Below are 10101 nucleotides of genomic sequence, written 5' to 3'. Positions count from 1 at the left end.
TAGTGACACGCCATCTCGGCGTGCTCACAGGCATTTTCGCAGGTCAACCCACATATTCGTGTCCTAGTCGGCACTGCTAACTGCGGAACTCAGGCATGGGGGCCCGGTTCAATTCAGAAGGACTGAAAAGGCTCTGTGCGCCTCGGTCCCACCGCCACGCCCGGAGAGCCGGGGACCCGTACGGCTCACATCCGCTCCGTGGATTCCGGGGACGCCGCGCCCGATCCGGCCCGCGACGTGCCGCATGGCCTGAGTAGTCGGGTGGGGACACAACCGCGCCCGGGTGGCAGTTGGCAGCCCGGCTCACCCGACTGGACGCGTGCGTCGTGTTGTTGCTCTCTGGTGGGGGCCGGTTCCGCGATGTAGCGTCTCTGCCAGATGTCGTGGTCCGCTTCGCCTGCCCGCGCTTTTGTGCGGGCGTTTTGCTGTGTCGGCGCGGACCAGGACACCCCGGGACCGCGAGGTGCGGGTCCGGATATGAACAGGAAGGCACAAGCATGGCCAGCGGGACTGTGAAGTGGTTCAACGCCGAGAAGGGCTTCGGTTTCATCCAGCAGGACGGCGGTGGACCGGACGTCTTCGCGCACTACTCCGCCATCAACGCCACCGGCTTCCGGGAGCTCCAGGAAGGCCAGGCCGTCACCTTTGACATCACCCAGGGCCAGAAGGGCCCGCAGGCGGAGAACATCACTTCGGCCTGACCTTGCCGGGCGGAACCGCCCAGGGCCCCCCGGACGAGCGCCGGGGGGCCCGGTGACCGGATCCAGCCGTTGCGCACTTTGGAGGCGCGCCACCCGACGGCCCCGAGGCCATTGGTGGGTGAGTCACGGCGGAGCGGGGCACACTCCACCGCGCGGCACGAGCGCTCAGTCCGTACACCCGGCCACGGCCGGAAACAGGACGGGGACCTCCACGCCACGACCCGCAGGTGTCCGGCTTGTGCACCGTGGAGCGGCCGGACTTGTCGTGCTTCACCTCGTACTCCGGCTCGTCACGGGAGGCGTCCACGCTGCGGCCCGCCGTTTTCGGTGCCGCCAGTGATCTTCTTCTTCACCTCCCAAGACGTCCTGTGGCCGTGACCCTCCCAGGAGACCGGGTCGCCTTTGCTCGGATCGGTCTTCTCCGCCCTGCCGTGTCTCGGTCCGGGGCGATACGACGGCGGTCTTCCACGGCATCGGGGCGGAGACCCGACTGGCGGTCGCCCCTGCGCTTCGGTGAGGCCGTCTCCGCGGTGGTCACGGCGACAGCCTTGCCCACCCTCACGCCTGCGCCCCGCCATCGCATCCCCACGCTCCCGAGAATCCGCCTTCAGAAGCCGGAAACGATCACGGTCCGCAGCCGCAGGTTGCACCAGGCTCCGGCCGGGAGGATCGTGAAATCACGGGTCGGTTCCGATGTGGGAGGCCGCCGCGCTCCTGGTTCCGGTGTGGGAGGCCGCCGCGCTCCTGGTTCCGGTTCGGCGCGGCCCGGGTGTCACCGCGGAGGCCGGCCCGGGAAGGGCGCTCGTTATGGAACAGCTAGGTCTGCCGGCCCACATCCAGGCTTGTCTTTTCGACATGGACGGTGTGATCACGAAAACCGCGGTGGTCCACGCCGCCGCATGGAAGCAGGCCTTCGACGAATTCCTGCGGCGGCGCTACGGAGCGTCCTTCACAGCGTTCGACTCCGAGCACGACTACAACGAATACGTGGACGGCAAACCGCGCGCGGACGGTGTCCGAAGTTTCCTGGCGTCGAGAGACATCACACTTCCCGAGGGGTCGCCGGAGGACTCCGGGGATCAGGAGACGGTGCGGGGGCTCGGGAACAGGAAGAATGCCCTGTTGCTCGAAAGGATACGCACGAGCGGAGTCGAGGCCTATCCGAGCACGCTGCGCTACGTCCGGGCCGTGAGGCAGCGAGGGCTCAGGACCGGGGTGGTGTCCTCGAGTGTGAACTGCCGCGCGATCCTTCAGTCCGTGCAGGCGGAGGATCTGTTCGACGTCCGCGTCGACGGGTTGGTGGCCGCGGAACGGGGACTCGCGGGCAAGCCGCGTCCGGACACCTTCCTCGCCGCTGCCGAAGAACTCGGTGTGAAGGCTTCCGTGTCAGCGGTCTTCGAGGACGCACTGGCAGGCATGGAAGCAGGACGTTCGGGCCACTTCGGATACGTCGTGGGTCTCGACCGGGTCGGACAGGCCGACGCCCTGCGGGCCCACGGCGCGGACATCGTGGTTCCGGACCTGGCTGATATGGGGGACCAGGCGTGATTACGGCCAACTGCTTCGCGGTCGACCCCTGGATCCTACGGGAGGCACCGCTGAACATGGATCTGCTGCCGCAGAGCGAATCCGTCTTCGCACTGTCCAACGGTCATGTCGGCTGGCGAGGGAACCTCGACGAGGGCGAGCCGCACGGTCTGCCGGGCTCGTACCTCAACGGAGTCCATGAGGTCCACCCCCTGCCGTACGCGGAAGGCGCGTACGGCAACCCCGAGTCCGGCCAGACAGCGATCAACGTGACCAATGGCAAGGTCATCCGGCTCCTCGTCGACGACGAACCGTTCGACCTGCGCTACGGCCGCCTGCGCAGCCATGAGCGCGTCCTCGACCTCCGCGCCGGTCTGCTGAAGCGCGAATGCGAGTGGACCTCCCCCGCGGGCCGCAGCGTCCGGGTGCGCTCGACCCGGATGGTCTCCTTCACCCAGCGCTCGATCGCGGCCATCACCTACGAGGTCGAGGCCGTCGACGCCACGGTGCGCGTCGTCGTGCAGTCGGAGCTCATCGCCAACGAACAACTTCCCACGCCCAAAGGTGATCCGCGTACCGCCGTCGCACTGCAGTCGCCGCTCGACGCCGAAGAGACCGCGGCCTCCGGAACGTGCCTGCGGCTGATCCACCGCACCCACAACAGCGGGCTGAGAGTGGCGGCGGCGGCCAACCACAGCGTGGACGGGCCCGCGATGACCAGAACCAGCAGTGAGAGCAACGCCGACGTCGCCCGGCTCACCGTCACGTCGGAACTCGCTCCGGGCAAGAAGCTCCGGATCGAGAAGACCGTCGCCTACGGATGGTCCGGCGTCCGGTCGCTTCCGGCCGTGCGGGACCAGGTCGAGGCCGCACTCGCCGCTGCCGCCACCACAGGCTGGAAGGGTCTGGTCGACGAGCAGCGGGAGTACCTGAACGACTTCTGGGCCAGGTCCGATGTCGAGGTGCAGGGCGACGAGGAACTGCAACAGGCCGTGCGCTTCGGGCTGTTCCATGTGCTGCAGGCCGGTGCCCGTGCGGAGCAGCGTGCCATCCCCAGCAAGGGGCTGACGGGCACGGGATATGACGGCCACTCCTTCTGGGACACCGAGACCTTCGTGCTGCCCCTGCTCACCTACACCTCGCCGAGTGCCGTCGTCGAGGCGCTCCACTGGCGGCAGAGCACACTGCCCCAGGCGCGCGACCGCGCACGGCAACTCGGACTGCGTGGGGCGGCTTTCCCCTGGCGGACCATCGAAGGTTCGGAGTGCAGCGCCTACTGGCCGGCCGGCACCGCCGCCTTCCACGTCAACGCCGACATCGCCGACGCCGTCATACGCTACGTCACCGCCACGGGCGACACGGAGTTCGAGCGCGGGATCGGACTGGAACTCCTGGTGGAGACGGCCCGGCTGTGGATGTCACTCGGGCATCACGACAGCGGTGGAACGTTCCACATCGACGGGGTGACCGGGCCGGACGAGTACAGCGCGATCGCGGACGACAACACGTACACGAACCTCATGGCAGGCAGAAACCTCCGCTGGGGTGCCGAGATCGCCGAACGCAACCCCCACGAGGCAGCCGCACTGGGCGTGGACCACGAAGAGACGGCGTCGTGGCGAGAGGCCGCCGCGGAGATGCACCTCCCGTACGACGACGAGCTGAAGGTGCATCAGCAGCATGCCGGCTTCACGCGCCACCAGCCGTGGGATTTCGCCTCCACCCGGGTCGACCAGTACCCCCTGCTGCTGCACTTCCCGTACTTCGACATCTACCGGAAGCAGGTGGTGAAGCAGGCGGACCTGGTGCTCGCGATGTACACGTGCGGCGAGTCCTTCGACGCGGAGCACAAGGCACGCAACTTCGCCTACTACGAACCCTGCACAGTGCGCGACTCATCGCTGTCCGCCTGTTGCCAGGCAGTGATCGCGGCCGAGGTCGGCCACCTGCAGCTCGCCTACGACTATGCCGTCGAGGCAGCGATGATGGACCTGAACGACCTGGAGAACAACACCCGCGACGGGCTGCACATAGCTTCCCTCGCGGGCACCTGGATGGCACTCGTCTGCGGTTTCGGCGGGATGCGCCACGACGGTGACGCCTTGTCGTTCATGCCCCGCCTGCCGGAGAGGCTCAGCCGGCTCGTGTTCCGCATCAGGATATGGGGCCACTGCCTTTGCGTGGAGATCGATGCCCGGTCAGCCACCTACACGCTGCTCGAGGGACCATCGATGACGATCCTTCATCACGGCGAGACACTCACCCTGTCCACCGGAACAACGACGAGCCGACCGGTGCCGGACGGCCACCGCCGTCCGGCACCGGAGCAGCCGCCGGGCCGCTACCCGGGGCGTTCGAGGCAGCAACAGGAAGACCGGTCCTGACGTCGTCGTGGGCAGGTCTGCTGAGCGCGCCCCGGGCCAGGGGCCCGAAAGAGCACTGAGGCAGCCGGGGCCGGCGCGCGACATCTCACGGAAAGCGGCCGGTCCCGTGCGCACGGAAAGCGGCCGTCCCACGCGGGGACGGCTGCTTTCCGTACATGCTCGACCCAGGGTGTCACCTTCCGGGAAGGCGCTTCGTGATCTCCTGCACCGTCCAGCCGTTGCCGTCCGGGTCGGTGAACGAGGCGAACGATCCGTAACTCGCCCGCGCGGGGTCCGGTCCGGGGAGCCGCGCCTTCGTACCTGCGTGGTGGAACACTCCGCCGGCATCGTGAAAGATCTCGCTCACCGCGACACCGTTCCGGGCCAACTTGGCGCGGGCCGCCTCGATATCCGCGACCACGAGATGCAGGCCTTCGGCGGACCCAGGTGCAGCGGAGCTGACCCCATCACCGAAGATTACCGAGCAGGACGAGCCCGGAGGTGTCAGTTGCACCACCCTGAAGCCGTCGTCGCCGACGACATCGGCGTCCAGCCGCCACCCCAATGCGGAGTAGAAGTTCTTCGAACGGTCGACGTCCGTGACCGGAATCACTACGACTTCGAGTTTCATGTCCATGGTGCACGCCTTTCTGTCCCGCCTGCGATTGACCGGACGGAATTGCACACCGATGCGCGGCGCCTGAAGCACCCACCGTGCAATCTTTGTCGGTCGGCCGTGGGATACCACGATACTGGCCGGACATAACGCCGCCACTCGTAAGCCGAGTTGCCTTTGGGCTTTGGCCCGGCTGCCCTGCTGCGGGAAACTCCCTCGAGATGAATTGCCACCACCCGGGTGAAATCCGCTCTCGTGACACGCGGTATGCCCTCACTGGTGTTGCGGTTCGGTCAGCTCGACAACAGCTGCTGGCCACCGTCGATGTCGTAGGTCGCGCCCGTCAACGCTTCGTTGCACATGATGTGTACGGCAAGAGAAGCGACATCCCGAGGGCCGACGACCCGTCGGATGGGCAGGGTGGCACGGAGTTCCGCACGCCGCGCGTCGATCTGGTCGCCAAGGAGTGTGGCCGACAGAGGTGTGTCGACGAACCCGGCGGCGATGAGATTCACGCGGACCGGGGCCAGTTCGAGTGCCAGGTTCGCTGTGAGAGCGGGAAGCGCCGCCGTCAGCGCTCCGGTTACCGACCTGCCGACACCTGGCCGCCGACCGCCTGTGCCGCCGATGAACAACAGCGTTCCCGCGTCACGCACCTTGCCTTGGCTGTACTTGGCTATCCCGAGCGTCATGGCCAGCCGTTCTCCGAAGTGCTGACTGGTCTCGGCCAGGTCCATGTCGGCCAGAGGTGCGTACGACGGGCCGCCAGCCGTCGATATGATGTGATCGACCGTGTGGGGCAGTTCACCGAAGAACCGCTGAAGACGGTCGGTGTCGGCGGCGTCGAGCGCGGCCGTGCTCAGAGGCTGGATCTCGTCCGCAGCTCTGTCCAGTCGCTGTCGATCTCGCCCGACCATGACCACCTGGCCGCCGGCGGCGCGTACTCGGCGCGCGGTCTCAAGACCCATCCCCGAACTGGCGCCGATCACCACGACGATCTGGTCGGCGAGGTCCTGGGATCCGTCCGGCTTGCCCATCGGGGCCTCCGATTGACCTAGGCGGCAACGAGGTGTGGGACCGCGTGTCGGACCGCTGCGACGGGGCCGCCGGCTGCTGCCCGGACGTCGGCCGCCCCGACATCGAGAGCTGTGCGGGAACTACTTCCCGGTCCTCGATCCCGTGCCTGGGAGAAATGCGTACGGTGCCGTGGGTCCCCGGCGGATTCGGATTGCCTCGCGAACCGCACCCTTCTGATGCCGGCCACGGTGTGTCCGGCCTTCCGAACCTACCTCGCGAGGCGGTGCGCCACCACTTGAAGTGAGTTCGCATCGCGTGCGCCTGTCAATCGTGTTGATGGGTCCTTGCGGTTGCGTTTGTTGCCCGTCGCACCAGGCAGTGGTGGGATGGATGTGCTCACGTGTGGAACCGGGGGAGGAGATGATTGCCTGGCGAAGGTATTGCCGCGTGATCGCCTCACAGTCGACAGCAGTCTTGGTCCGGCCGGGGAATCCAGCCTCTCGCAATCGGCCTGCGGCCGCCCCACCGGGCCGCCGCTCCGGAGTACGGAGACATTCATGAACACCTATCGAGCCGCGCAGGTCGTCACCCCTAACGGGAACTTCGAGATCGTGGACCGCGAGGTTCCGCGTCCGGGTCCCGGGCACGTGCGACTGGCCGTGGAAGCGTGCGGGATCTGCCACAGCGACGACGTGTTCGTCAGCGGCGGCCTACCCGGACTGCAATTCCCTCTGGTTCCGGGGCACGAGGTCGCCGGTCGCATCGAGGAGCTGGGAGAAGGTGCCCAGAGCCAGAAATGGAACGTGGGGGATCGCGTGACGGTGGGGTGGTTCGGAGGGAGTTGCGGATACTGCATTCCCTGTCGGCAGGGCGACTTCATGGTCTGCGACAACCTCAAGATCCCGGGCTGGGCATACGACGGAGGGTACGCCGAGCGTATGATCGCGCCGATCGATGCCCTGGCACGCATCCCCGACGCCCTTTCGGCCGCCGAGGCGGGGCCCATGGCCTGTGCGGGTGTCACGACCTATGACGGACTGCGGCAGAGTTCTGCCGGCCCCGGGGACCTGGTGGCGGTCCTGGGTATCGGTGGGCTCGGCCACCTCGGTGTGCAGTTCGCAAAGGCCATGGGCTTCGAGACCGTGGCCATCGCCCGTGGTCCCGAGAAGGGCGACCTGGCCAGGGAACTGGGGGCTCATCACTACATCGACAGCACGAGCGGTACCCCGGTCGCCGACGCGCTGCAGGCGCTGGGAGGCGCGAAGGTCGTCCTCGCCTCCGCCGGCAGCTCGGAGGCCATCTCAGCAACGGTGGAGGGGCTGAGCCACCGAGGTGAACTGGTTGTCATCGGAGTCTCGCCCGACCCCATCGACATCAGTCCGCTTCAGATCATTCTGCGAGGCCGCAGCCTGCGAGGGCACCCGGCCGGGACCGCGCGGGCCGTGCAGGACACCATGGAGTTCAGCGCCCTGCACGGCATTCGTCCTAGGGTGGAGACGGTGCCACTGGCCGAGACTGACGCCGCCTACCGCAAGATGCTCTCTGGTTCCGCGCGCTTCCGGATGGTGCTGACCACCGGCTGACGGGCAATGTCTCCCTCGCGCGCGAAGCAGATCGCGGATGGCCGCTGCGCGCGGCGGGCGTTGCTATTCAGTCCTGCGCCGAGACCCGCGAGACGTGGTACTGACGGATCTTCCAGCCCTCGGCACCGTGCAGCAGGACCAGCGACATGTGCACCTTCACCTCAGGCTTCGAGGCGCCGCTGAAAGTGACGTCCGCGAATCCCCCGACGGCGTCCGCGCCGATCGTGTAGCTATGGAGGACGGTGAACTCGGCGCGGCGACCGTCCGCGACGGTCCGGTAGTACGAGCGGACAGCCTCGCGGCCGGTGACGACGGACGGCCCGAAGCCCTGGAAGAGGGCGTCGGAGGTGAACACGTCCGCCATCCTGTCCGGCTGGTGGCGGTCGAACGCGTCTTTCCAGAGGGCGAGGACTTCCTCGACGACATGGCTCACTGCGGGCTCCTTTTCTGACCTAACTTGATCTTTAACCTCGGGGTCCGAACGGTTCGTCGTACTTGATCACTCGGACTGGTAACTGCGGTACGTGCGGGCGGCCTTCGGCTGAGCATGTGATCCGACCAAGGAACACACAACGCTCAGCACAAAGGCCGTGGGGATGAGTCTGTCGCATCACGTCGTCCGGCAGGATCCGATTGCGGGACTGTCACGCTTCCGGGGTGAGTTCTACTCCTGTCTGAGCAGGCGTGCGGATGGACTGTTCGAACTCGTGGACGCGGTGTTGTGCGCCGACGGGCCGGTCCGGTCCTTGGTGGAGCTGTCGCTGGTGGGCGAACACCGGCGGGGACACGGCGGGCTCTACGACGCCCTGGCCGCGGGCCGGGTCGACGTCGCCCGGCTGCGGCGGGCCCTGGCGACGGTGCCGCTGCCGCGCGCGTCGGACGGCCGGCTGGTCCTGGCCGCCGACCTCACCTGCTGGCTGCGGCCCAGCGCACACACCTCACCGCAGCGGATCCTGTGCCACACCTATGGGCGGGGCAAGGACCAGCACATCCCGGTTCCCGGCTGGCCCTACTCGGTGATCTGCGCGCTGGAGACCGGCCGCAGTTCCTGGACCGCACCGCTGGACGCACTGCGTCTGGCACCGGGCGACGACGCCGTCACCGTCACCGCCCGGCAGATGCGCGAACTCGTCGAGCGGCTGGTCGCAGCCGGCCAGTGGAAGGACGGTGATCAGGAGATCCTGATCGTGGTGGACGCCGGATACGACGTGCCACGTCTGGCCTTCCTGTTGAAGGATCTGCCGGTGCAGGTACTGGGCCGGATGCGCTCGGACCGCGTCCTACGACGCGCGGTCCCACCCCCTGAGCCCGGTGTCCTGGGCCGCCCACCCCGTCACGGCGGCGAGTTCGTCTTCGGTGACCCGGACACCTGGAACACCCCCGACATTCAGACGGTGACCGCCACCCGCCTCTACGGGAGGGCCACCGCCAGGGCCTGGGACCGGCTCCACCCGAGGCTGACCCACCGCTCCGCCTGGACTGCTGAGCTGGGTGCCCTGCCGGTGATCGAGGGCACCGTGATCCGTCTGCAGGTCGAGTACCTGCCCAGCGGTGCGACACCAAAAGCCGGTCTGGCTGTGGTGGTCGGGCACCGACGCCACCGAAACCACCGTCGACCTGCTCTGGCAGGCATTCCTGCGGCGCTTCGACATCGAACACACCTTCCGCCTTTTCAAGCAGACCCTGGGCTGGACCTGCCCGAAGATCCGCAGCCCCGAAGCCGCAGACCGCTGGACCTGGCTGATCCTCGCGGTATTCACCCAACTCCGGCTCGCCCGCCCACCGGCGGCCTATCTCCGCAGGCCGTGGGAGAAACCGACCCCGCCCGACAGGCTCACTCCCGCACGAGTCCGCCGCGACTTTCGGCACCTCCGCACGAAGGCCGCCTGTCCAGCCGAAGCACCGAAAACCGCCCGACCCGGCCCAGGACGCCCACCCGGCCGCAAGAACAACCAACCCACTGCCCGCTATGACGTGCACACAGTTGGCAGACCAGGCTCCGCGAAGCGACGCACGAAGAAGTCAACTACCCCGCGTCCACGCCGCACAGGTTAAAGATCAAGCTAGCTCCCGCGTGCGGCCGCGGTCCGGAATGCCGCGGACATACCGTACGGCTGAGCCCGGATCCACCGGCTTGATGGTGGTGCGATCGGTTCGGGGTTCTGTAGGGCGTGTCGGGGCGGCGTCGCGGATTCGGGTGTGGGGTGTCCGCTGGTCTGCCCAGCCTTTCCACTTGTCCACGGTCTCGGGCCCTTTCGGGCGGGTCGGTCAGGGAGTGTCAGACGGCTGGCGGC

7 protein-coding genes and 2 pseudogenes are annotated in these 10101 nt (G+C 67.6%); 5 read left to right on the top strand and 4 right to left on the bottom strand.

What is annotated here, in order from left to right; genetic code table 11:
• Nucleotides 1–497: 497 nt before the first annotated feature.
• Nucleotides 498–701: a cold-shock protein gene (locus ACFU5K_RS29845; protein WP_327111533.1), complete on the top strand. Its 204-nt coding sequence runs from the start codon at nt 498–500 to the stop codon at nt 699–701.
• Between the two features lie 232 nt (nt 702–933).
• Here the strand turns inward: ACFU5K_RS29845 and ACFU5K_RS29840 are convergent.
• Nucleotides 934–1114 (bottom strand): annotated as a pseudogene (locus tag ACFU5K_RS29840) (DUF2945 domain-containing protein); the annotation flags it as partial.
• A gap of 394 nt (nt 1115–1508) precedes the next feature.
• On the opposite strand from ACFU5K_RS29840, the gene ACFU5K_RS29835 reads away from it, so the two are divergent.
• Nucleotides 1509–2249, top strand: coding sequence for a beta-phosphoglucomutase family hydrolase (locus tag ACFU5K_RS29835; protein ID WP_384067208.1), 741 nt, complete (start codon nt 1509–1511; stop codon nt 2247–2249).
• Nucleotides 2250–2305: 56 nt separating this feature from the next.
• Nucleotides 2306–4612, top strand: a complete 2307-nt coding sequence (locus ACFU5K_RS29830) for a glycoside hydrolase family 65 protein (protein ID WP_384067212.1) — start codon at nt 2306–2308, stop codon at nt 4610–4612.
• A gap of 172 nt (nt 4613–4784) precedes the next feature.
• Here the strand turns inward: ACFU5K_RS29830 and ACFU5K_RS29825 are convergent, their stop codons facing one another.
• Nucleotides 4785–5228 carry a VOC family protein gene (locus tag ACFU5K_RS29825; RefSeq protein WP_384067205.1) on the bottom strand — a complete coding sequence of 148 codons (444 nt, stop codon included), beginning with the start codon at nt 5226–5228 and terminating at the stop codon, nt 4785–4787.
• Nucleotides 5229–5500: 272 nt separating this feature from the next.
• Complete coding sequence (locus ACFU5K_RS29820; protein WP_384067203.1) at nt 5501–6244, bottom strand: SDR family oxidoreductase; 744 nt, start codon at nt 6242–6244, stop codon at nt 5501–5503.
• 537 nt (nt 6245–6781) lie between these two features.
• Between ACFU5K_RS29820 and ACFU5K_RS29815 the strand changes: the two genes are divergently transcribed.
• Complete coding sequence (locus ACFU5K_RS29815) at nt 6782–7807, top strand: alcohol dehydrogenase (RefSeq protein ID WP_384067200.1); 1026 nt, start codon at nt 6782–6784, stop codon at nt 7805–7807.
• A 67-nt stretch (nt 7808–7874) separates the two neighbouring features.
• Here ACFU5K_RS29815 and ACFU5K_RS29810 read toward each other — a convergent pair whose 3' ends face one another.
• Nucleotides 7875–8240 (bottom strand): nuclear transport factor 2 family protein, encoded by a 366-nt coding sequence (locus tag ACFU5K_RS29810; protein WP_384067197.1) that lies wholly within the window; start codon nt 8238–8240, stop codon nt 7875–7877.
• A gap of 163 nt (nt 8241–8403) precedes the next feature.
• On the opposite strand from ACFU5K_RS29810, the pseudogene ACFU5K_RS29805 reads away from it, so the two are divergent.
• A pseudogene (locus ACFU5K_RS29805) lies at nt 8404–9862 on the top strand (NF041680 family putative transposase).
• Nucleotides 9863–10101: the final 239 nt, after the last annotated feature.

The organism is Streptomyces sp. NPDC057428 (assembly GCF_042803195.1).
GTDB lineage: Bacteria > Actinomycetota > Actinomycetes > Streptomycetales > Streptomycetaceae > Streptomyces.
The sequence above is the reverse complement of the archived record's forward strand: the minus strand, read 5'-3'. Positions and strand labels throughout refer to the sequence as shown.